The sequence below is a fragment of the Aeromonas fluvialis genome, from assembly GCF_000819885.1.
In the GTDB taxonomy this organism is placed as follows: domain Bacteria; phylum Pseudomonadota; class Gammaproteobacteria; order Enterobacterales; family Aeromonadaceae; genus Aeromonas; species Aeromonas fluvialis.
Window position 1 is genome coordinate 38,420 of record NZ_CDBO01000055.1, and the last position, 21,591, is coordinate 60,010.

Consider the following 21,591-nt stretch of genomic DNA (forward strand, 5'->3'; position numbering starts at 1 on the left):
CCATGTTCAGCGCCATGCTCAATATCGTCATGCCGGTGTTCGGGGTTATCGGGCTCGGCGCTCTCTATGGGCGGTTGAGACCGGGGGCGGCGCTCGGTTATGTCAATCGGGCCAATATTGAACTGTTTACCCCGGCGCTGGTCTTCTCCGCGCTGGTCAAGTATCCGCTGGCGCTAGCTGAGCATCTGCCGCTGATTGCGGCCGGGGCGCTGGTTATTTTGCTACCCGGTCTGCTGCTTGCCCTGCTTCGGCTTAAAGGGATTGAGCGGGCTGCGCTGATCTTGCCCGCTATGTTCAGAAATACCGGCAATCTTGGTATCCCCTTGATGGTGCTGGCGTTTGGCGAGCAGCAACTGGGGGCCATCGTGATCCTCTTTGTGCTCTCCAATCTGCTACACTTTTCGGTCGGCATGTTTATCCTCTCCGCCAATACCTCCCGCTGGCTGTGGCTGCGCAGCCCTGTGCTGTGGGCCGCGCTGGCCGGTTTGCTGGTGGCCAACCTGCATATCGCGCTGCCGGAATATGTGGTGACCACGGCCTCGCTGCTCGGTCAGATCTCGGTGCCCCTGATGCTCTTTGCGTTGGGCATTCGTCTGATGGAAGGAGATCTCGATCATCTTGGGTTAGCGCTCAAGTGCAACCTGCTCTATCTGCTGGCGGGGGGATTGTCACTGCTGTTGGCGATCTGGCTGCTGCCTCTCAAGGGAGAGTGGATCCCTCTGTTGATGTTGTCTGTCTCGCTGCCCCCAGCAGTCTTGAATTACATGCTCTGCGAGCAGTATCACTGTCAGCCGGACAAGGTGGCCAGTATTGTGCTCGGCGGCAATGCCCTCTCGGTGCTGGTGATCCCGCTGGCGGTCTGGTTGGCGATCCATCTGCCGGGTTAGTGCGCAATACGCTCTATGGTTCTGTTTTTACTGGTTTTTATTCATAAATCTGACCCTGCAAAGGATGCGGATGACTTTCCCTTTTCGTGATCCCTCCCGAAGTAGTTCCGCCAGAGATCCCTTAGTATCTGGCCGGCATGGCTCCCTTTAGGGGGAGGATAACAAGAACAAAAGGAATGATGAATGAGATCCGTGAGCAACCAGTGTCTGTTGATGCAGATCCAGCCAACCATCTTGCGTTTTGCCAAGATGCTGGCGAGTGTGCTGCAGCTTGAGGTCGAGATTGTGGATGCCGATATGGTGCGGGTGGCTGGCACCGGGCCCTATGGCAAGTTCTTCGGACGGCAGCTGGAGGGGGATTCCCGCCTGCTGCGCTATGTGATTGATAACCAGCGGGAGAAGATCGTTACCCACACCAGCGATGATCCCGTGTGTGACGGCTGTACCTGCAAGGAGAGCTGCCGTGAGCGTGCCTTCCTCGGGGTGCCCATCATGGTGGACGAGCGCTGTATCGGGGTGATCAGTCTGGTGGCCTTCAGCGACGAGCAGCAGGCGCGCCTCAACAACAATCTGCAGGATGTGTCTGATTATGTGCGCCACATCTCCACCATCTTTGTGGCCAAATTGCTCGATTCGCGCGGGCTGTCGGATGGGGTCAACAAGGTGTTCCTCAATCTGATGACCAACATGGATCAGGGCTGCTTGCTGCTCGATGACAAGAGTCAGCTGCTCTACGCCAACGAGGCGGCGCTCCATCATCTGGGTTGCCAACAGGAGCAACTGCAGGGGCGTGAGGTGGGGATCCGCCCGCTTACCTTCTCCCAGCAGGGACTCAGCGGCCATCTCCAGCACATCATTACCTTTGAAGGCCGTCAGGAGCTGATCATTGGCCAGCTGCATCATGTGCAGGGGCAGCAGCTCTTTCTGATGGCTTTTCACCAATCCCACTCTGGTCTGCTCCAGGAGCCGGATCCGGATGTGCGGATCGATCAGCTTATCGGTGAGAGCAAGCCGATGCGCACCCTCAAGCGACTGCTGCACCGCATCGCCCAGAGCCCTTCCAGCGTGCTGATTTGCGGCGAGAGCGGTACCGGTAAAGAGGTGGTCGCCCGCGCGGTCCATCGCCTGAGTCCCCGTCAGGACAAACCTTTCATCGCCATCAACTGCGCCGCCATACCCGAGCAACTGCTGGAGAGCGAGCTGTTTGGCTATGTGAAGGGATCGTTTACCGGTGCCTCCAGCGGTGGCAAGCAGGGCCTTATTCAGGCGGCCCATCAGGGCACCCTGTTCCTTGACGAGATTGGCGACATGCCGCTCACCATGCAGGCCAAGCTGCTGCGGGTGCTGGAGCTGCGGGAGGTGACCCCCATCGGTGCCAGCCGACCGGTGCCGGTGGATATTCGCATCATCGCCGCCACTCATCAGCATCTCGATCAATACATTGCGGAAGGGAAGTTTCGCGAGGATCTCTTCTATCGCATCAACGTGATTCCCCTCAACTTGCCACCCTTGCGGGAGCGGGCAGGGGATGTGGAGCTGCTCACCCACTACTTCCTCAACCTTCACACCAGCCGCATCGGCATCGTCTATCCCGGTCTGGCGCCCGAGGTGATGGCGCTGCTCAAGGGGTATCGCTGGCCGGGCAACGTGCGCGAGCTCAGCAACCTCATCGAATATCTGGTCAACGTCAGCCAGGCGGGTGAGGTGATCGATGCCAGCCTGTTGCCCCCCAACATCATCTGTAATCAGGAACCCCATCGCGTCACCGCCAAGTCGATCCAGGTGACCCATCTGGATGCGGCGTTCAATGTGCCTGCCGCCGCCCCGCTCGCCGCCACGCCGGAGAAGCTGCCTGAGCCTGTTCCGGGTGAGAGCGGCCTTGAGAGCATGGAGAAACAGATGATTGAAGAGACCCTGCAGCGGCTTGGCAACAAGAAGCTGGCTGCACAGGCGCTGGGGATCGGGATTGCTACCCTCTATCGCAAGATAAAGAAGTACGAGATTGCCGTGCAGCTTTGAGGCGTTTGCGTCGTCTAACTGGCCCGTGTCGTTTATCGGATGACACGGGCTTTTATGGGGACAAGGCTCTGTGCCATAGCCCGATCTGTGCTGAACGGATTGGCGGGGCAGGGGCATGGCTGCCCGGTAGAATGAAAAAAGCCCGCTCGATGAGCGGGCTTTTATAATTTGGTGCGTCCTAGTGGATTCGAACCACCGACCCCCACCATGTCAAGGTGATGCTCTAACCAGCTGAGCTAAGGACGCAGGGTGCGCAATGCGACTTTTATTTCTTTATGCAAAAGTGGTGGGTTTAATTGGATTCGAACCAACGACCCCTACCATGTCAAGGTAGTGCTCTAACCAACTGAGCTATAAACCCACATCTGTGTTCAACTGGATTCGAACCAACGACACCGCATATGCCATGTCAAAGTAGTGTTCTGACCAATTGAGCAATAAATCCACATCTGCATTTCTTTCAAACTGAATGGTGCGTCCTAGTGGATTCGAACCACCGACCCCCACCATGTCAAGGTGATGCTCTAACCAGCTGAGCTAAGGACGCATAATCAGTGTTCTGTAATGGTGCGTCCTAGTGGACTCGAACCACCGACCCCCACCATGTCAAGGTGGTGCTCTAACCAGCTGAGCTAAGGACGCATCACAGAAAAGTGGTGGGTTTAATTGGATTCGAACCAACGACCCCTACCATGTCAAGGTAGTGCTCTAACCAACTGAGCTATAAACCCACTTTCTCTTACTTCTGCTACGCCAGCGCTGCTGACGTGGTCGGCATACTACCCATGCCCCCTGAGGCTGTCAACAGGCCATATGCACAAAGGAGACTGTTTGCCCAGTTCTTGCGCAGCCTGTTGATTTTGCAGGCGAGTTGCCGCTTACCAAGCCCTGCTACTGGGCCCGCGACAAGGTGGTGCAGGCCTCTGGAGTAGCAAAACGGCCATAGATGTAGCGCAATCTCGCTCCCAGCATCAGGGCAGCACTGGTGAGGCCGACGATAAAGCCGATCCAGAAGCCCTGCGGCCCCATCCGCGGTACCAGCCAGTCGGTCAGGCCCAGGATCATGCCGCTGGGCAACCCCAGTCCCCAGTAGGCGATGAGGGTAATGTAGAAGATCGCCTGGGTATCCTTGTAACCGCGCAGTGCAGCGGCCGCGACCACCTGCACAGAGTCGGAGATTTGATAGATGGCGGCGAAGAACAGCAAAATCGCCGCCAGGACGATAACCTGCTGATCATCGGTATAGATGGCGGCGATCTGCTCGCGCAGTAGTACCGTCAGGGCCGCGGTGCCGGCTGCGATGGCCATCCCCAGTATCAGGCCGGTGCGGGCAGCCACCCGGGCGTGATGGGGTTGCCCTTCACCTATGCTGTGACCTACCCGGATGGTGACACCCACCCCGATGGAGAGGGGCAGCATAAAGACCAGGCTGGAGAAGTTGAGGGCAATCTGGTGGCTTGCCACCGTTTCGGCGCCGAAGGGAGCCAGCATTAGCGCCACCACGGTAAATAGGGTCACCTCGCAGAAGATGGCCATGGCAATGGGGAACCCCAGGCGGAACAAGCGCCAGATCCGGCTGCCGTTGGGGCGTGCCAGCTGGGAGAAGAGTCGGATCTCGGTGAAGTGACGGGAGATCTTCACATAGAGGATCATCGCCAGCAGCATGGCCCACAGCACGATGGCGGTGGCCACGCCACAACCCACCCCACCAAGGGCGGGCATACCGAAGTGGCCGTGAATGAAGATGTAGTTGGCGGGAATATTGACCGCCAGTCCGACAAAGCCGATCACCATGGTCGGCATGGTGTGGGAGAGTCCCTCGCTGAAGTTGCGTAGCACCTGGAACAGCACGAAGGCGGGCAGCCCCCACAGAATGGCGTGCAGATAACCCGTGGTCTTGGCGGCCATCACAGGATCCACATCCATGAACTGCAGCGCCAACGGACTGTAATAGAGCGCGATCATCGCCAGCGGGGTGACGATCAGCGCCAGCCAGAAACCCTGATGCACGGCCGGGCGCACCGCGTCCCGTTTGCGGGCCCCGTTGAGTTGGGAGACGATGGGGGTCAGCGCCATGATGATCCCCTGCACCAGCAGGATCACCGGTAGCCAGAAGCTGGAGGCCACCGACACGGCCGCCAGATCGACGGCACTCACCTGTCCTGCCATCACGGTATCGACAAAGTTCATGGCAATTTGGGCCACCTGGGCGACCAGAATGGGGCTGGCTAAACGAACGAGCTGCCTCGCCTCGGACCAATAACGTTGCACTGACACCTCCGAGTGGTTCAGATAAGCGTAAAAAGAGCGGAAATCGGGAAGGTCCTTTGCACTTTCGGACGAAAGTGCAAAGGGTGGGGGAGGCATTCTAGCCTGAAATTCAAACTGGCCGAAACCGTTGTCGCCCCGGGGGGACAGGATCAGGCGTCTTGGTGATCGCTGATCAGCAGGTTGGCAGCGGCATAAGCCGCCTGTTCGCGCAGTTCGCTGGGAACCCGCTCATCGGCGACGACGGCGTTGAGGGCGCGGATGGTCGCAGCGATGGCGTTTGGCACATAGCCCTGCTCGCCGGAACCAATCTGGTTATAGGCGATGCGGATCGCTTCACAACATTGATATACTTGCATTGTTTTTTTCCTTGTTTACCCGGATGTGAACGGCGTCACTATAGCGATCGGGCGCAAGCTTGTCAGCCTCTCCCCTTGTCTCACCTTCTGCCCGAGGTTAACCTGCCGTTTTGCCGTAGCAGGAGGAGACGAGAGATGTTCACTGGCATAGTGCAGGGGACCGCCGAACTGGTGGCCATCGAGGAGCAACCCAACTTCCGTATCCATGTGATCCGCATGCCAAGCCTCCCGTGGGGGGAAGGGCTGGCCCTCGGCGCCTCGGTTGCCCACAACGGCTGCTGTTTGACTGTCACCCGGGTCGAGGGGGACCTGGTCAGCTTCGATCTGATGCAGGAGACCCTGCGCCTGACCAACCTTGGGCAACTACAGGTGGGGGACAGGGTCAATGTGGAGCGTGCCGCCCGTGTTGGCGACGAGATCGGCGGCCACGCCATGTCCGGTCATATCATCGGAATGGCAGAGGTCACCTCGGTGATCGACACCCCCAACAACCGTCAGGTGTGGTATCGCCTCGCCCCCGAGCTGACGAAATATGTGCTGACCAAGGGGTACATCGGCATCGACGGCATCAGCCTGACCATCGGTGAGGTGCGAGAGCGAGAGTTTTGCGTTCACCTGATCCCCGAGACCCTGGCCCGTACCAATCTGGGGTGGGTCAAGGCTGGCTGGCAGACCAATATCGAGATCGATCCCCAGACCCAGGTCATCGTCGATACCGTGGAACGGGTGCTGGCGGCACGCGGGGGTAACTGAAAGGAAACGGCTCGGTTTCAATCGCCTCATAAGCAAGGGCCTGCGGTGTGCAGGCCCTTGTTATTCACGTGGTGAAAATAATCACTCGACTGTCTATGACTCGCAATCAAAACAGCTGCTCGGCCTTTTGTGACTCGCAATCAAAACAGTTGCTCGTCGTCGGCATCCACAAAGAGTTGCAGTCGGTCGCGCTCCTCATCCCGGTGCAGCCGCAGGTGGATTGGATTGCAGCAGGCCATGCAATCTTCGTAAAACTCCTGATCACCCTGGCTGGCATCCAGCTCGACCCGGGTATGGTGGCCACAGTGGGGGCAGACGATGCGCTTGCTGGTGTACTCGATCATGATAACCTCCTCGGGCCTTGGGGCCGCTTATCAACCCTGATTCTAGTCGGGCTGAAGTGGGTTATCCGCGAGTAAACGCACGTTTATGACAAAGATCAAGCCAGCGCGATGGCAAGGTGCAACCGGTTGGGCGGGGTGTGTGTGAGAGGGGTCATCTGGTTGCAAATGACCGGTGAAAAGAGGGGGGATTGCCAACGGTTGTTTGGCAATAACAGGGGGCTGGATGCCCCCTGTGAGTAGAAGAAAGCGTGTGCAACGAGGCGCCGGGAGGCGTTACTTGATCCAGCTGGCCAGCATGTCGGCATTGAGTTCGGCTAGCGAGCTCAGCTGGTAGTTGGCGATGGCCAGGCGGGGGTCTCCTACTAAAGCGGGATCCGGCACGATCAGCGCAGTCATGGAGGCCGCCTTGGCCGCCAGCAGGCCGGTAAAGCTGTCTTCGATGGCCAGACAATGAACCGGCTCTACCCCCAACTTCTCGGCGGCGTGGATATAGACATCCGGGTGAGGTTTGCCGAAACGCTCGATTTCAGCGGAGTGAACCGCCATAAAGCGATCGCGAATGCCGAGTTTGCCGAGCACCGCTTCTACCATCGCAAAGGGTGAGGAGGTAGCCAGACCCACTTTCAGCCCGCGGGCCTCGATAAGGTCAAGCGCTTCCAGCACGCCCGCCTTGGCCTGACCTTCGCTCAGGATCAGGGCGTTGACCCGATCCAGAATACGCTGCACCACCTCTTCCTGCGTCGGGCCGCTCCACGGGCGAAGGCGATACCAGTGGGCAACCAGCTGATCGATGCGCACGCCGATGGTCGATTCACAATCCTCGACGGTGTGGGGGTGACCTAGTTCGGAGAACACGGCGATCTGGGCCCGTTGCCAAAAGGGTTCCGAGTCGATCAGAACACCATCCATATCGAAGATCACGGCAGCTAACATCTTGTACTCCTGACAAAGTTGAAGAGGGGATTATAAGCCTGACGGTCAAATGCAAAAGGGGCATTGCCATGCCCCTTGCGCCCGATCACATCGGCAAACGTTTGTTTTTCAGTGGTAAAAAATGCCCTTAGAACATTACCTCGACCTTGGCGGCCACGGCGTTGGCTTTTTCCACCGCATCCTGGCAATCCTCTGCGCGGGCCAGCGCTACGCCGAGACGGCGGCGACCGGCGATCTCCGGCTTGCCAAACAGCCGCAGCTGGGCGCCCGGCACCAGCGCCAATGCCTCGCCAATCCCCTGATAGCGGATATCCTGGCTGTGCCCTTCGCGCAGTACCACGGCGGAGGCGCTCGGTCCGTACTGGGTGATGGTACCGATCGGCAGCCCCAGAATGGCGCGCACGTGCAGGGCGAACTCGGAGAGATCTTGCGAGATCAGAGTCACCATGCCGGTATCGTGGGGGCGGGGGGAGACTTCGCTGAACCACACCTCGTCGCCTTTGATAAAGAGCTCGACCCCGAACAGGCCGTAGCCACCCAGCGCCTCGACCACCTTGGCGGCCACCTCTCTGGAGCGGGCTAGTGCCAGTTCGCTCATCACCTGCGGCTGCCAGGATTCGCGATAGTCGCCATCTTCCTGACGGTGGCCGATCGGCGCGCAGAAGTGAATGCCATCGATGGCGCGTATCGTGAGCAGGGTGATTTCGTACTCGAAGGGGACGAAGCCCTCAACGATCACCTTGCCCCGCCCGGCGCGTCCGCCTTCCTGGGCGTAGGTCCAGCTCTCATCCAGCTTGGTGAGACTGCGCAGCACGCTCTGCCCCTTGCCGGACGAGCTCATCACCGGTTTCACCACGCAGGGCAGGCCGATGGCTTCAACGGCGGCGACAAACTCCTCCTTGCTCTGGGCAAAACGGTAGGGGGAGGTGGGCAGACCCAGGGTCTCGGCGGCGAGGCGACGGATCCCTTCCCGGTTCATGGTGAGCTGGGTGGCGCGGGCGTTGGGCACTACCTTGACGCCCTCTTGTTCCAGGGCCGCCAGGGTATCGGTGGCGATGGCTTCAATCTCGGGGATGATGAGGTCGGGTTCGACCTCGGCAACCAGGGCACGCAGGGCGGCGCCATCGAGCATGTCTAGCACGTGGGCGTTGTGCGCCACCTGCATGGCGGGGGCATTGGGGTAGCGGTCGGCGGCGATCACTTCGATCCCGAACCGTTGCAACTCGATGGCGACCTCCTTGCCCAGTTCGCCGGAGCCCAGCAGCAGGGCACGGGTGGCGCCGGGGCGGGTTGCGGTTCCAAACATACGATCTCTCCTGATGTCGATGGTCACTGTTGATGGCCGCTATTGCACACTTGATTGCGGGAATAACGGGCAAAAAAAGAGGTACGCATGGCGTACCTCAGGAAACGGGTTTGTGAGCGCGCTGCTCCAGATGGGTGAGCAACGTAATGGCGCCAATGATGATGGCGGCGCCAAGCCACAGACGGCCGGGGGGCGCCCAGCCAAACACCAGCCAGCCTGCCAGCACGTTCATCGGCAGCTTTGCGAAATCAAAGGGTTGGATAAACGATGCCTCCGCCACGCTGTAGGCGCGGGCGATAGACATCTGGGCCAGTGCCGACAGCACGCCGGAGGCAGCCACCAGCAGCCATTGGGTTTCGCTCGGCCACTGCCACTGTGGCAGTGCCAGCATGGCATTGAACGGGGTGCTGAAGATGAGCAAGTAGACGACTATGGTGTGGGATGATTCACTCGCCGCCTGATAGCGTACCAGCAGGGAATAACCGGCCCAGAACAGTGCCGCTGCAACCGGCAGCAGGGAGGCCCAGCTGAACTCATCAGTCCAGGGCGCGAGTATCACCATGGCACCAACAAAGCCCGCCAGGGTTGCCATGATGCGGACGCGGCTCACCCGCTCTTTGAGAAAGAGCGCCGCCCCCAGGGTGGCAAACAGCGGCGAGGTCATCAACAGGGCTATCCCCTGCCAGATGGGCACTGGTACCGCCAGTGCCCATAACCAGAACTGGATGCCGACCACCGCCAGGGCGACCCGCAGCAGATGCAGTCGCGGCTGGTTGGTCATCATGGATTGACGCAAGCCATGACGAACCAGCCAAGGCAGCAGGCAAATCAGGGCGATCAGGTACTGGTGAAAGGCAACCTGGGTCGAGGCAAGGCCCAGCTTGAAGCTGACATACTGGCTCAGGCTGTTGACGGCGGCGAAGCAGAGGCCTGCCACCATCATCCAGACTGCACCGGCCAGAGGAGAGTGGCTGCGTGAGGGGGCCATGGGATCCGGAACACTGAAAAAAGTGCGGCGGATCATAACGGCAATCGTTTGTTCTGCCAAGGGTTGAAGCGTCGCCTCGGGGCTGGCTGGCGAGGAAGTGGTCTTTCATCAAAAATATTGAATAAGTTGAGCATCTATTTTTGCTATCAGCAAAGAAGCGCAATGTTTAGAGTGACCTCCATCGACAGCGATGCTGTTCAATCGACAACCAAATGGAGTTTCACCATGGCCAACATCCTCGTACTCAAATCCAGCATCCTGGGTCAATATTCCCAATCCAACGCCCTGATCGACGGCTTCCTCGCCCAGCATCAGAGCGACATCGTCACAGTGCGGGATCTGGCCGCCCTCAACCTGCCGGTGCTGGATGGCGAGCTGGCCTCCGGTCTGCGCGGGGGTGACAACCTCAATGAGCGTCAACTGGCGGTGATCGCCCAGTCCGACGAGCTGATCGCCGAATTGAAAGCAAGCGATCTGGTGGTGATTGCCGCTCCCATGTACAACTTCAACATCCCGACCCAGCTGAAAAACTGGATCGATCTGGTGGCTCGTGCCGGCGTCACCTTCCGCTACACCGAGACCGGTCCGGTTGGCCTGATGGAGAACACCCGCGCGCTGGTGATCAGTCCCCGTGGCGGCATGCATGTCGGCTGCACCACCGATCTGGTGACCCCCTACATGCGCACCGTGCTCGGTTTCATCGGTATCAAGGAGGTGGATTTCATCTACGCTGAAGGGATGGGGATGGGCCCGGATGCCCAGAGCAAGGGGATGGAAGCGGCCAAAGCGCAGCTGGAGTCTCTGGCTATCTAAAGGCTCTTTACCCCATCAGGGGCTATCTCTTCAAGGGGGCCCCGCCAGATACCACAACGCAGCCATCAGGCTGCGTTTGTTTTTTGGCTTGTGTGATTGCGACAGACGTTGCTGCTACAAAGAGTATCGCGGCAAGCGAGATCGTCTAAAAGAGGTTGGCGGAGTCACTACTCCATCATAAAACGGCGACAACCGCGCACCAGCAGCAATGCCACCGCGACCAACAGGCCAATCAACAGGGTCGTCAGCCACTGTTCGCTACTTTGCGGCAATTGGGGGGTAAAGAGGCTGATCATCAACAGGGTGCAGAGTGTGATCAACAGGCTCTGTCGGGTCATCAATAGCATGGGGCCATCCTTGGGTTGCTCACCTGAAACGATTTTAATGCTCTATTGTGACAGGGTGATGTATCCGTGCATCACCCTGTTGGGGCTGTTCAGACCATATCAGGTTTTTACCGCAGAGCCAGCGCCATCACTGGTGCTGTGATCCCGATCCCGCAACCTACCCTTATCGGAACTGTTTCTGCGCTGGCTGGTAGTGAAAATCGCCGCTGGCAAGCCGCGCTTCCAGTGCGGACTGATCGATCTGCTGCGCCTTGCAGAGATCCTCCAGATCGTCATAGCGATCACGCAGCTGCATATTGACGACGCTCAACAGCATGTTGATGTCCATGGTGGCGAATGTTTTCAAATCCACGATTACTTCTTCCTATCAAGCGATTGCAGCTGGCCGATGGCGGCGCTGACGCTGTGCAGATGCTGGCGGATCGCCTCGCGGGATTCGCTCGGCAGATAGTCGGTCAGGGTATGCTGCCAGCTGCCCGCTTCGCTCTTGAGCTGCTGGAAGAGGGCCTGACCGGCGTTGGTGAGGGAGACCAGGCTGATGCGTTTGTCCTGCTCGCAGCTCTCGGTGAAGATGATCCCTTTTTCGACCAGACGGCGGATCTCGCGGGAGATGCGCACCTTGTCCATGCCACTCGCCTCGACCAGCTCTTTCTGGCTGATGGGGAAATTGGGGCCGAGCACCATCATCAGGCGCCACTGCGGAACGGTCAGCTGGTAACGCTGTTCATAAAATTGTTCGAAGGTATCCCGTAGCATCTCGGCGGCATGTACCAACTGATAGGGCGGGTAGTGAGCGAGTAACGCAATGATTTTTGACATATTACACCCTGCTGTGACGGCTGCATCAGATGCAGTTTCTTTTGATACTTTGACATTGATGATACGAAACTCAAGCTGATTTGTCTGACCCAGTTGCGATGAAATGTGCGGCGGCGCACGCCCTCAAGGAAAAACCGGATCTGACCGACGGGATTTTAAGCCAACGCGGTTCAGCCTTTACGCAACCAGATAAGGGCGTTCTGCTTGAGCCACGCCTTGCGGGTATGCAGGGCGTAGAGGGCGGCCTCGTCGCGGCTGCCCGCTCGCCAGCTTTGTGGCTCCTGTTTGGGCAGCTTGCGCTGACCCAGCAGGCAGGCCGGAATGTGCGGGTTGGCCTCGATGGCGACCAGCAGATGGGGCTTGGCCGCCTCGGCACCCTCGCTGGCAAAGACCATCAGCGCCTTGTTGTAGAGCAGCCAGCTGGAGGCTTCATCGAAGCGCATCAGCAGGGCGGCCAGCGCCGGCCAATCCTCTTGTAGAGCATAGAGGGTGGAGAGGTTGTAGCGGCAACCCGGCTCATCGGCCACGCAGATCGTCAGCAGATCCAGATACTCTGCTTTGGCCTCACCCAGTTTGCCAAGGCGCAGCAGGCAGTCGGCGCGACCGGCTCTGGCGGCCAGCAGGGGGCGCAGCTCGGGAGCACTCCAGCTGTGGCAGGCGACTTGCTGCCAGAAGGCTTCGTCAAACAGCGGGGTGGCATCGGCGATGATCTTCTCGAACCAGCCGAGGCGGGCCTGATGATCGCGGCAGCTGTCGGCCAGCTCGAACCAGGCCTGCCACTGCTGGGCCTGTTCACCATTGGGTGCCACATTGACGCTGGGGGCGGCCTGGTACTGGTCGAGGTTGAGCAGCTGGTTGAGGGCGGTTTTCATGTTCTGGCGCTGGCGTTTGCAGAACTCGACAAAGGGGAGCTCGCTGGCGGCGGCACTATAGAGCATCTGGGCCATCTGCTTGTCGCGAAACAGGCTCAGTTCGGCGGCAAGACTGAAGCGGTACTGGGTAGTCGGGTCGTTCAAATCCTTCGGCTTGGGCCAGGTGGCAAAGCCCTGGCTGAAACCGTAACACCATTGACCTAGGGGATGACTCTGTTCGAACACCTGATCCGGATTGCTGCTGGGCAGGCTGCACTGGCTGGGCAGGGCAAGTTGGGCGTCATGGGCCTGGGTTTCCAGCTCGGCGATGAGGTGGTTGAGCGCCTCTGCACTCTTCTTATCCAGCTCGGCATCCTGCTCAAGCAAACCAGCCAGCGGGCGTTGCCAGTCAGGGCTTGTCGGTCCCACCAGACGGGCACAGAGAAAGCCGTGCAGGGCCGGGTAGGTCATGTCCTGCTGGCTGTGACTCTGAATCCATTGATTAAGATGACGGGTACGAGTGGATGGGTTCATCAACAGTTCCTCAGGATTCGAACAGCCGCGGAGTCTACCTAAAAGTGGGGTCATTTGCAGTAAATGGCCGCCTGTTTGACGATTTAATCACCATAGGCGAGTAAGATAGCGGCGAAAGGGCGGCCTGTGGTGGCTTGGGGACTAGGCCAGATTACCGCTCTTGAGGTAACATGCGCGCCCATAGGGGCCATGATCAGTTGGCCCATCCGGGTAATGAAAAAATAGAGAGCACCATGATACAGATTGGCAAGATGAACACCCTCACCGTTGTTGAACTCGAAGACCGTGGCGCCTGGCTTGCGGCCGATGAGTACGGTGAACTGCTGCTGCCCAAGCGTCAACTGCCGGAAGGGGTGAAAGAGGGGGATAGCGTGCAGGTCTTCCTCTATCTGGATGCCGATTGCGAGCCGGTGATCACCACCGACAAGCCGTTTGCCATGGTGGACGAATTTGCCGGTCTGAAGGTGGTCAATGCCAACAAGATTGGTGCCTTCCTCGACTGGGGGATGAAAAAGGATCTGTTTGTGCCCAGCCGCGAGCAGAACAAGCCGATGCAGGTGGGCCACGTCTATCTGGTGCGTCTGCAACTGGATAACGAAGGGCGCATGGTCGGCACCAGCCGCATCGAACGTTTCCTGACCCCGGCTGGCAGCAACTTCAAGGTCGGTGACGAAGTGACCGCGCTGCCCGGCGAGCACTCGCCCCTTGGCATCAAGGTGATCGTCAACGGCCAGTATCCCGGCATGCTGTTCAAGAATGAAGTATTTGGCCGGGTGATGACCGGTCGGCCGCAAACCGCTTGGGTCAAGCAGGTGCGCGAGGATGGCAAGCTCGATCTGACCCTGCAAAAGCCGGGTCTGGCCCGAGTCGATGATGCCGGTGAGCGCATTCTGAGCCGGATGAAAAAGCAGGGTGGCAGTCTGGCGGTGGGTGACAAGAGCGAACCCGAGCTCATCTACAAGCTGTTCAGCATGAGCAAGGGCACCTTCAAGAAGGCGATCGGCGGCCTCTACAAGCAGGGCAAGATTGTCATCGAAGACAATGCCATCACCCTTACCGAGGCGGGGGCCGCGCAGGCGCAAGCAGGCGAACAGGCGCAGGATAGCGAATAAGATGCCGAGCCCCTGTGTTGGCCTGTGCAAGGCGAAAGATGGGCTTTGCCTTGGCTGTGGCCGCACCCTGACCGAGATCGGCCACTGGTCGGCAATGGAGAGCAAGGCCCAGCTGGGGGTGATGGCCGAGCTGGCTGGCACCAAGAGCACCCACCACTGCCCGGGTTGTGGCGAACCGGCCTATTGCGCCGTCTCTGCCGGTCAGACCATAGCGCAGTGCTGGTGCAGCCAGTTGCCGGTATTGCCGATGCAGGAGGCCAGCGCCTGCTGGTGTCGCCGCTGTCTGGCCAAGGCCATCGCGGCGCAGGATTAGCAAAAAACAGGAATAAAAAGGCGCCGATGGCGCCTTTTTTATGCTTGCTGCTGGCGATGCCAGCGCACATGCACGTGATCTTCAGTGAGCAGACGGGGTAACAGGAAGGTGGCGAAAATCACTTCAAACTCATCCTGATGATCCAGCAAACCGACCCACACTTCGACCCAACGCTCCATATCGACCGGCTCACCCAGTTCAGTCGACCAGTCGGCATTGGGCAGGGTCGCCTCCACGGCGCCACGCTTTTCAAACTCCAGGGTGATGTCGACAATTTGTTCGGGGGCCAGCATGTCGGCGGCCTGCTCAAGAAACTGATCATAGGCCCATTCGACCAGCTGATCCGGGGTACGCTGTTCCATGAAATCACTCCAGATACATCGAGGTTCGCTACTGTAACAATTATTGATGATGGCGGCCAGACCAGTGCGCCGAAGGCGCGGTTATCTTGTCCAAGCCGCTATTGTGGGGGTATGGTTAAGGCGCGAGTGAACAGGCAGGGAGTGAAGGGATGAAACAGCGGGGACGGCGGCAACAGATCAAACGGCGGCGCGAGGCCTGGTGGTGGCACTATCTGCCGCTCCACCGCGAGACGGTAGGTGGCCATTTGGGCCCACCTGAGAAGCCCGATGAGCCCTGAAGCTCAGTCGGCCTGATGCACCCGATTGAGGGTGATCTGGCCCAGTTGCCCCATCTGGCGGCGGATCCAGACCGAGCGCTTCTGCACATAGGGCGAAGGGGGCTTGACCCGATAGCGCCACGGATTGGGCAGGGCGGCGGCCAGCAGGGATGACTCGTAGCGGGTCAAACGGCTGGCCGGTTTGCCAAAGTAGGTGCGGGCGGCAGCTTCGGCGCCATAGATGCCGGGGCCGAACTCCACGATATTGAGATAGACCTCGAGAATGCGGGCCTTGTCCCAACCCAGCTCCATCAGCAGGGTAAACCAGGCCTCCAGCCCCTTGCGCAGGAAGCTGCGATCACTCCACATAAAGAGGTTCTTGGCGGTCTGCTGGCTGAGGGTGCTCGCGCCGCGCACCCGCTCGCTGTGCTGGTTGTGTTTGAGCGCCGCGTTGATGGCATCCATGTCAAAGCCGTTGTGGTCGGCAAAGCGCTGATCCTCGGCGGCGATGACGGCCAGTTGCAGCTCCCTGGAGATGGACTCCAGATCCACCCACTCATGGCGCACCTGGGTGATCTTGGCGGGCGGAAACAGGGCCCGCTCGATACGCCAGCTCCACATGGGGGGATCGATAAAATGCAGCAAGGCGACCGAGCCGACCGAGCAGAGCAGCCCGGCCAGCGCGATCTTGCCTGCCCACCTCAACACCCGGCGCCCAAGCGATGCAGATGTGCGCACGGGGGCCACGGCGTCAGGGTCTGACTCCCACTGATAGTGGCTGGGATCATCGGGATCCGGAATTATTGGGGCAGCCATTCGATGTGGCAGAACTTCTCGTCAACACGGCGGGAGAGCAACATGCGGGCAAACAGGTGCTCATACTCTTGTTCTTCATTGCCAAGACCAACCCAGATCTCGGCATAATCGGTGTCGCTCACGGCAAATCCCACGTCCGCTTCCCAGTCATCGGCCGGGTCGGTTTCGGCCAGCAGGCCGCGGTCATTAAACTCCTGATTGAAACGGGCGATCTCCTGCTCCGGCAGGTTGTCAGAGGCCAGCTCCATAAAGAGTTCGAGGGCGGTATCGAGCAGTTCCTCGACGCTGTGCATTTCGTCATTCATAGACATAAGCGGTCTGTTCCAGAAAAGAGAAAAAGGTGCCTGCGCAGATCACGGCCTGCGGGGCGGCGCTATTCTAGCGGTCGGCAGACCCCTTGGCGAGATGAGGCGAGCCGCTGTGACCTGTTTTTGTGCCAATAAAAAACCGGATCCAGTGACAGGATCCGGTCTTCATTGGGGGAAGGGGGCACGCATAGGGCGTCAGCTCATCCCTTCTTGTCATCGGCGAAGGTGATGTTGAGCTCCAGTACCGACAGCTCATCACTCTTCTGATCCAGTTGGACGGTGATCTTGTCCGGATCGATGTTGACGTATTTGCGGATCACATCGAGGATATCCTGCTTGAGCTGGGGCAGGTAATCCGGCCCCCCTCTGGATGAACGCTCGTGAGCAACGATGATCTGCAACCGCTCTTTGGCCAGTTGTGCGGTGTTCTGTTTCTTGTTGGAACGAAAATAATCCAATAATGACATGTTTAACTCCCGAACAGTCGGCTAAAGAAGCCCTTCTTCTCTTCTTCCAGAAAACGAAAATCCTTGGTGTCACCCAGCAGGCGGGACACCGCATCTTCGTAGGCCTGACCGGCATCGGACTCCTTGTCCAGAATCACCGGCTCGCCGGAGTTGGATGCGCGCAGCACCGCCTGGGACTCCGGGATCACCCCGAGCAGCGGGATGGCCAGGATCTCCTGCACATCCTGCACGCTCAGCATGTCGCCACGGTTAACGCGGGTCGGGCAGTAGCGGGTCAGCAGCAGGTGTTCCTTGATGGGATCTTCACCGCGTTCGGCACGGCGGGATTTGGAGGCCAGGATGCCAAGGATGCGGTCGGAGTCACGCACGGAAGAGACTTCCGGGTTGGTAGTGACGATCGCTTCGTCGGCAAAATAGAGGGCCATCAGTGCGCCGGCCTCGATCCCCGCCGGGGAGTCGCAGACGATATAATCGAACTTCATCTCCGTCAGCTGATCCAGCACCTTCTCGACACCCTCTTTGGTCAGGGCATCTTTATCCCGGGTCTGGGAGGCGGGCAGGATAAACAGATTTTCCGAGCGTTTGTCCTTGATCAGCGCCTGATTGAGGTTGGCCTCACCGTTGATGACGTTGACGAAGTCATACACCACACGACGCTCGCAGCCCATGATGAGATCCAGGTTTCTCAGACCGATGTCAAAGTCAATGACCACTGTCTTGTGACCACGCTGGGCTAAGCCGGTGCTCAGGGCCGCACTGGTTGTGGTCTTGCCAACGCCACCTTTACCCGATGTAACGACTATGATTCGCGCCATTCTCGCTTCCTTGTAACTCTATTTGATACGGTCTATTCGGAGTTGTTCGTTGTCCAGCCGGACGTGTACCGGGTGCTGGATCAGGTCTGCCGGCAATGCATCGCTCAGCTGGAATGTGCCCGCGATGGAGAGCAGCTCGGCCTGTAATTGCTGGCAATAGATCCGGGCCTGGGTGTTTCCCCGGGCGCCGGCAATGGCTCTGCCACGCAGGGTGCCATAAATATGAATGCTGTCGTCGGCGAGTACTTCGGCTCCCGGACTGACGGACCCCAGCACCACCAAGGAGGTGCCGGCGGCGTAAATCTGTTGGCCGGAACGAACCGGCCCCACATGTACCTTGCTCGGGATCAAGGGGGCGGGCTCGGGAACCACTGCTGGTGCGGGGGCTGGCTCGGGTTCTGGTTCGCTCATGCGACTCTTGCCCGAGGCCATCACGGCCAGTCCCACCGCCTTGGCGGCCGTCTTCATATCTTCGCTGCGCGCCCCCGTGATCCCGACCAGCACAAATTCTTCGGACTCTACCAGCTCCTTTAGCTGTTCGAAATCGGGAATATGCTCCAGTCTGGAAACATTGATCACCAGCGGCGCACAATTAAAAAAGTAGGGAGCCTGGGCCACTTTTTCGGCCAACAACTGACGTATCCGCTCAGGCTCGCCATCGCTGATATGCAACACAGAAATAGTGAAGGTGGTCCCTTTCAATTCGTTATCGCGCTCAACCATGAATCTTCCCCGAGGCAGAGATGCTAATCCGTTATTGTTATTCAATTCCTGATGTTATAGTTTGCCCCCATCAGAGGCAATAAACTCGTCGGATTATATCAATTTCCATGTTGTGTGCAGTCTATAAAAGTCGCAAAAAAGCCGAGACCTACCTTTTTGTTGAAAGAAGAGAGGATTTCTCCCGTGTTCCCGAGCCATTGCTGAGCGCATTCGGGCGTCCCGAGCTGGTGCTGATGACCAAGCTGGACCCGGCCAAGCCCTTGGGGCTGGCTGATGTCGGCAAGGTGATGGCCGCGCTGACCAGCCAGGGGTTCTACCTGCAGGTGCCGCCGCCCCCCGAGAATTTGCTGGAGCAGCACAAGGCCAGCCTGAAAAAAACAGCCTGAATATCCAGCCCCGTGGTGTGTTCTGCCCATCGGGACTAATTCTTTGTGACTCTCCATGACGCATTCCGGCCCCGGGGATGTGCTCTGCGATAATCCGGTGACAGGATCTGAAATTAAACCCTCCCTTTGGTGATATTCACCTTTCGCTGTTTAAATAGAAAGTCAAGCAGTCCTCAACACCATATCGTCAACCTTTGCTGGCGCTCACAAAAATAGCAAGTGCGCACACCCACCTCCTCCATTTCAACGGCTATTGGTTCATTCATCGATTATTTTCAACCCTCCCTTGAGCCTTAGCCATCCCCCCATATGAGCGAGGCGTGGCGCGGCTTCTGAGGTATGATCTCTGTTCTTGACCAGCTAATACCAAACAGACAGAGCCCATGCTTAACCACGACATCATCCTTAACCACATCGATGACATATTCGGACAGGACATGCATCCGACATTCCGCACCTAATTTAGGAATAAAAAAGGCGGGATACCCCGCCTTTGTTCAGATGAGGGTCACAACCCTTATTTATTCGCAAGCAACCTGCATTACCTTGATGGCCAGACCACCACGGGAGGTTTCACGGTACTTGGAGTCCATGTCCTTGCCGGTGATGTACATGGTCTCGATCACCTTGTCCAGGGAGACGCGCGGCTTGGAGGTACGACGCAGGGCCATACGGGAGGCGTTGACTGCCTTCATGGCGGCGATGGCGTTACGCTCGATGCAAGGCACCTGTACCTGACCGGCAACCGGATCACAGGTCAGACCCAGGTTGTGTTCCATACCGATTTCAGCGGCTTCGCAAACGTGCTCCGGGCTACCGCCCATCAGCTCGGTCAGACCGGCAGCGGCCATGGAGCAGGAAACACCCACTTCACCCTGACAGCCCACTTCGGCGCCGGAGATGGAGGCGTTCATCTTATAGAGGATGCCGACGGCACCGGCAGCCAGATAGAAACGGGTGTACTCGTCGCGGCCAACCGGCTGGATGAACTTGTCGTAGTAAGCCAGTACGGCCGGGATGATACCGGCAGCGCCGTTGGTCGGTGCAGTGACCACGCGGCCACCGGCAGCGTTCTCTTCACTCACGGCCAGAGCGAACATGTTGACCCAGTCAACGATGTTCATCGGATCGCTCGAGAGGTTCTCGTTGGTGTTGAGCTGACGGTAGAGCGGTGCGGCACGACGGGGTACGCGCAGCGGGCCTGAGAGAACGCCTTCGGTACGGCAGCCGCGCTCGATACCTTCACGCATGGTGTTCCAGATCTTGCCGAACTTCTTGTAGATCTCTTCCGGAGTGTTGAAGCACTTCTCGTTTTCCATCATCAGGGCAGAGATGGAGAGACCTGTCTGGCTGCAATGGGCAACCAGCTCAGCGGCGCTCTTGAACGGATAGCGTACGGACATGTCGCCGCTGTCAGCCTGGCCGAAGTTCTCTTCGTCGACGATGAAGCCACCACCGATGGAGTAGTAGGTCTTGCTGTAAACCAGCTCGTCTTCGATCAGGGCGCTCAGCTTCATGCCGTTCTCGTGCAGCGGCAGGGCTTCGTCGTGGAAGACCATGGCATCGCGCGGGAAGCTGACCGTGTGGCAGTGCAGGCCGATGGGCAGGCGCTCGGTCTGTTCTACGCGGGAGATAAATTCGGGGATAGCGTCGATATCGACATTTTCTGGCAGGTTGCCAGCCAGGCCCATGATGATGGCGGTGTCGGTATGGTGGCCTTTGCCAGTCCAGGAGAGGGAGCCGTAGACATCGACATTGATCCGGGTGATGTCGCGGATCTTGCCGCCTGCGCGCAGTTCGTCAACAAACTGTTTGGCCGCTTTCATCGGGCCGACAGTGTGGGAAGAAGAGGGGCCTACACCGATTTTGAAGATATCAAAAACGCTGATCATGTCACTATTACCTCAGGGTCGAAGGGGGCGGCATGCCCACTCACAGAAAGTTGGGAGATCCTTGGAACGCGCTTGGCGGCGCGGGTCACAGAACCAGATAACCGTAATGTAACGGCTCGAGACCTAAAAAAAGTTGAAATAGATCCATTTCTGTTGAATTTGAGGCGCGAGTATAAAATTTATTTTGGTGCTTATCCATTTTGTTAAGCGTTTGCCCATAAAAATATCCGGCAATGCCGCAAAGCTGATCAGTTAAGGATCCATTGACCGATCCTTCTGCTATAGGACAATCCGGAACCAATCACTGGTTCCGGATTTTTTATGTCTATTGCAAACGACCTGAACGACGTTATTGAGGCATCTGGCGACATGTTGGCTCGGCTGGCAATTTTTGCCGACCATATACCCGACGAATGGATTCGCGCCGCTGCTGCCTTGTCTGAAAAGGCCACTATCCGCCGACGCCGCTTACCCTCTGATATGGTCTTGTGGCTCGTCGTGGGAATGGCCTTTTTCCGCAATGAGCCTATCTCCGAGGTCGCTCGGCGCCTCAACATCTGTGCCGACGGTTTGGCTAATGATGTCATGCTTGATGACAGCGCCCTTTCTCAAGCCCGCCAGCGGCTTGCTGCCAACGCACTGGCAAGTTCGTGCAGTGACCTATGAGGTGGCGGGCAAGGCGAAAACCGTATTTACCTTGCTCCCCGTGGGGCAATTCAGCGCAGCTCAGGTGGCGACCTTGTACCACGAGCGCTGGGAAATCGAGCTGGGATACAGGGATATCAAAAACTCGATGCAGCACAATGCCATCACGCTGAGGAGCAAGAAGGTGGACTTGGTATATCAGGAGTTGTGGGGATTGTTGCTGGGATACAATCTGGTCAGGCGGGAGGCGAGCCATGCGTATTCCCACACATGG

25 protein-coding genes, 5 tRNA genes and 1 pseudogene are annotated in these 21,591 nt (G+C 58.4%); 9 read left to right on the forward strand and 22 right to left on the reverse strand.

Going from position 1 to position 21,591, the window contains the following annotated elements; all coding sequences use genetic code 11:
- Window positions 1–2 precede the first annotated feature (2 nt).
- On the forward strand, window positions 3–887 hold the full coding sequence (locus BN1125_RS12095) for an AEC family transporter (protein WP_042012532.1): 885 nt from the start codon (window positions 3–5) through the stop codon (window positions 885–887).
- A 183-nt stretch (window positions 888–1,070) separates the two neighbouring features.
- Complete coding sequence (locus BN1125_RS12100) at window positions 1,071–2,906, forward strand: sigma 54-interacting transcriptional regulator (RefSeq protein ID WP_042012534.1); 1,836 nt, start codon at window positions 1,071–1,073, stop codon at window positions 2,904–2,906.
- 169 nt (window positions 2,907–3,075) lie between these two features.
- On the opposite strand, the gene BN1125_RS12105 is transcribed toward BN1125_RS12100, so the two are convergent.
- The 7 genes from BN1125_RS12105 to BN1125_RS12135 all read right to left on the reverse strand — a co-directional run bounded on the left by BN1125_RS12105 (window position 3,076) and on the right by BN1125_RS12135 (window position 5,533).
- Window positions 3,076–3,152: transfer RNA gene (locus tag BN1125_RS12105), tRNA-Val, on the reverse strand.
- A 38-nt stretch (window positions 3,153–3,190) separates the two neighbouring features.
- A tRNA-Val gene (locus tag BN1125_RS12110) sits at window positions 3,191–3,267 on the reverse strand.
- 109 nt (window positions 3,268–3,376) lie between these two features.
- Window positions 3,377–3,453: transfer RNA gene (locus tag BN1125_RS12115), tRNA-Val, on the reverse strand.
- Window positions 3,454–3,471: 18 nt separating this feature from the next.
- Window positions 3,472–3,548: transfer RNA gene (locus tag BN1125_RS12120), tRNA-Val, on the reverse strand.
- Between the two features lie 12 nt (window positions 3,549–3,560).
- A tRNA-Val gene (locus BN1125_RS12125) sits at window positions 3,561–3,637 on the reverse strand.
- Between the two features lie 160 nt (window positions 3,638–3,797).
- A complete protein-coding gene (locus BN1125_RS12130) occupies window positions 3,798–5,177 on the reverse strand; it encodes an MATE family efflux transporter (protein WP_042012536.1) in 1,380 nt (459 codons plus the stop codon).
- A 149-nt stretch (window positions 5,178–5,326) separates the two neighbouring features.
- Complete coding sequence (locus BN1125_RS12135) at window positions 5,327–5,533, reverse strand: YaeP family protein (protein WP_042012538.1); 207 nt, start codon at window positions 5,531–5,533, stop codon at window positions 5,327–5,329.
- 135 nt (window positions 5,534–5,668) lie between these two features.
- Between BN1125_RS12135 and BN1125_RS12140 the strand changes: the two genes are divergently transcribed.
- Window positions 5,669–6,286, forward strand: a complete 618-nt coding sequence (locus BN1125_RS12140) for a riboflavin synthase (protein WP_042012539.1) — start codon at window positions 5,669–5,671, stop codon at window positions 6,284–6,286.
- 140 nt (window positions 6,287–6,426) lie between these two features.
- On the opposite strand, the gene BN1125_RS12145 is transcribed toward BN1125_RS12140, so the two are convergent.
- The 4 genes from BN1125_RS12145 to BN1125_RS12160 form a co-directional block, all read right to left on the reverse strand.
- Window positions 6,427–6,630 carry a CPXCG motif-containing cysteine-rich protein gene (locus BN1125_RS12145; RefSeq protein ID WP_042012540.1) on the reverse strand — a complete coding sequence of 68 codons (204 nt, stop codon included), beginning with the start codon at window positions 6,628–6,630 and terminating at the stop codon, window positions 6,427–6,429.
- A gap of 273 nt (window positions 6,631–6,903) precedes the next feature.
- Window positions 6,904–7,563: a hexitol phosphatase HxpB gene (hxpB, locus tag BN1125_RS12150; protein WP_042012541.1), complete on the reverse strand. Its 660-nt coding sequence runs from the start codon at window positions 7,561–7,563 to the stop codon at window positions 6,904–6,906.
- A 127-nt stretch (window positions 7,564–7,690) separates the two neighbouring features.
- On the reverse strand, window positions 7,691–8,869 hold the full coding sequence (gene purT, locus BN1125_RS12155; protein ID WP_042012542.1) for a formate-dependent phosphoribosylglycinamide formyltransferase: 1,179 nt from the start codon (window positions 8,867–8,869) through the stop codon (window positions 7,691–7,693).
- 97 nt (window positions 8,870–8,966) lie between these two features.
- Window positions 8,967–9,857: a DMT family transporter gene (locus tag BN1125_RS12160; RefSeq protein WP_042012562.1), complete on the reverse strand. Its 891-nt coding sequence runs from the start codon at window positions 9,855–9,857 to the stop codon at window positions 8,967–8,969.
- 225 nt (window positions 9,858–10,082) lie between these two features.
- On the opposite strand from BN1125_RS12160, the gene BN1125_RS12165 reads away from it, so the two are divergent.
- The gene (locus tag BN1125_RS12165; RefSeq protein WP_042012543.1) at window positions 10,083–10,670 is read left to right on the forward strand and encodes an FMN-dependent NADH-azoreductase; all 588 of its coding nucleotides are present in this window, start codon (window positions 10,083–10,085) and stop codon (window positions 10,668–10,670) included.
- 167 nt (window positions 10,671–10,837) lie between these two features.
- Here the strand turns inward: BN1125_RS12165 and BN1125_RS12170 are convergent, their stop codons facing one another.
- The 4 genes from BN1125_RS12170 to BN1125_RS12185 form a co-directional block, all read right to left on the reverse strand.
- On the reverse strand, window positions 10,838–11,017 hold the full coding sequence (locus BN1125_RS12170; protein WP_042012544.1) for a hypothetical protein: 180 nt from the start codon (window positions 11,015–11,017) through the stop codon (window positions 10,838–10,840).
- 163 nt (window positions 11,018–11,180) lie between these two features.
- Window positions 11,181–11,369, reverse strand: coding sequence for a DUF4250 domain-containing protein (locus BN1125_RS12175; protein ID WP_042012545.1), 189 nt, complete (start codon window positions 11,367–11,369; stop codon window positions 11,181–11,183).
- A 2-nt stretch (window positions 11,370–11,371) separates the two neighbouring features.
- Window positions 11,372–11,836, reverse strand: a complete 465-nt coding sequence (locus tag BN1125_RS12180; RefSeq protein ID WP_042012546.1) for a MarR family winged helix-turn-helix transcriptional regulator — start codon at window positions 11,834–11,836, stop codon at window positions 11,372–11,374.
- A 170-nt stretch (window positions 11,837–12,006) separates the two neighbouring features.
- Complete coding sequence (locus BN1125_RS12185; RefSeq protein WP_042012547.1) at window positions 12,007–13,221, reverse strand: UPF0149 family protein; 1,215 nt, start codon at window positions 13,219–13,221, stop codon at window positions 12,007–12,009.
- Between the two features lie 233 nt (window positions 13,222–13,454).
- On the opposite strand from BN1125_RS12185, the gene BN1125_RS12190 reads away from it, so the two are divergent.
- Window positions 13,455–14,333, forward strand: coding sequence for a CvfB family protein (locus tag BN1125_RS12190; RefSeq protein WP_042012548.1), 879 nt, complete (start codon window positions 13,455–13,457; stop codon window positions 14,331–14,333).
- Between the two features lies 1 nt (window position 14,334).
- Window positions 14,335–14,646, forward strand: coding sequence for a DUF1289 domain-containing protein (locus BN1125_RS12195; RefSeq protein WP_042012549.1), 312 nt, complete (start codon window positions 14,335–14,337; stop codon window positions 14,644–14,646).
- Window positions 14,647–14,684: 38 nt separating this feature from the next.
- Here BN1125_RS12195 and BN1125_RS12200 read toward each other — a convergent pair whose 3' ends face one another.
- The gene (locus BN1125_RS12200) at window positions 14,685–15,008 is read right to left on the reverse strand and encodes an HI1450 family dsDNA-mimic protein (RefSeq protein WP_042012550.1); all 324 of its coding nucleotides are present in this window, start codon (window positions 15,006–15,008) and stop codon (window positions 14,685–14,687) included.
- Between the two features lie 149 nt (window positions 15,009–15,157).
- Here BN1125_RS12200 and BN1125_RS19715 point away from each other — a divergent pair, with 149 nt between their 5' ends.
- Window positions 15,158–15,286 carry a hypothetical protein gene (locus tag BN1125_RS19715; RefSeq protein ID WP_019445852.1) on the forward strand — a complete coding sequence of 43 codons (129 nt, stop codon included), beginning with the start codon at window positions 15,158–15,160 and terminating at the stop codon, window positions 15,284–15,286.
- 3 nt (window positions 15,287–15,289) lie between these two features.
- Here BN1125_RS19715 and mtgA read toward each other — a convergent pair whose 3' ends face one another.
- The 5 genes from mtgA to minC all read right to left on the reverse strand — a co-directional run bounded on the left by mtgA (window position 15,290) and on the right by minC (window position 18,394).
- Complete coding sequence (gene mtgA, locus BN1125_RS12205) at window positions 15,290–16,081, reverse strand: monofunctional biosynthetic peptidoglycan transglycosylase (RefSeq protein WP_042012551.1); 792 nt, start codon at window positions 16,079–16,081, stop codon at window positions 15,290–15,292.
- Window positions 16,066–16,392 carry an HI1450 family dsDNA-mimic protein gene (locus tag BN1125_RS12210; protein ID WP_005352317.1) on the reverse strand — a complete coding sequence of 109 codons (327 nt, stop codon included), beginning with the start codon at window positions 16,390–16,392 and terminating at the stop codon, window positions 16,066–16,068. Before BN1125_RS12210 ends, mtgA begins: the two co-directional genes overlap by 16 nt.
- Before the next feature lie 197 nt (window positions 16,393–16,589).
- The gene (minE, locus tag BN1125_RS12215; RefSeq protein ID WP_042012553.1) at window positions 16,590–16,856 is read right to left on the reverse strand and encodes a cell division topological specificity factor MinE; all 267 of its coding nucleotides are present in this window, start codon (window positions 16,854–16,856) and stop codon (window positions 16,590–16,592) included.
- Window positions 16,857–16,858: 2 nt separating this feature from the next.
- Window positions 16,859–17,671 (reverse strand): septum site-determining protein MinD, encoded by an 813-nt coding sequence (gene minD, locus BN1125_RS12220; protein ID WP_042012554.1) that lies wholly within the window; start codon window positions 17,669–17,671, stop codon window positions 16,859–16,861.
- Window positions 17,672–17,689: 18 nt separating this feature from the next.
- Window positions 17,690–18,394 (reverse strand): septum site-determining protein MinC, encoded by a 705-nt coding sequence (gene minC / locus BN1125_RS12225; RefSeq protein ID WP_042012555.1) that lies wholly within the window; start codon window positions 18,392–18,394, stop codon window positions 17,690–17,692.
- 107 nt (window positions 18,395–18,501) lie between these two features.
- Between minC and BN1125_RS12230 the strand changes: the two genes are divergently transcribed.
- Complete coding sequence (locus BN1125_RS12230; protein ID WP_042012556.1) at window positions 18,502–18,780, forward strand: YcgL domain-containing protein; 279 nt, start codon at window positions 18,502–18,504, stop codon at window positions 18,778–18,780.
- 521 nt (window positions 18,781–19,301) lie between these two features.
- Here BN1125_RS12230 and BN1125_RS12235 read toward each other — a convergent pair.
- Window positions 19,302–20,672, reverse strand: a complete 1,371-nt coding sequence (locus BN1125_RS12235; RefSeq protein ID WP_042012557.1) for an L-serine ammonia-lyase — start codon at window positions 20,670–20,672, stop codon at window positions 19,302–19,304.
- Between the two features lie 321 nt (window positions 20,673–20,993).
- Between BN1125_RS12235 and BN1125_RS18600 the strand changes: the two are divergent.
- A pseudogene (locus BN1125_RS18600) lies at window positions 20,994–21,591 on the forward strand (transposase domain-containing protein); the annotation flags it as partial.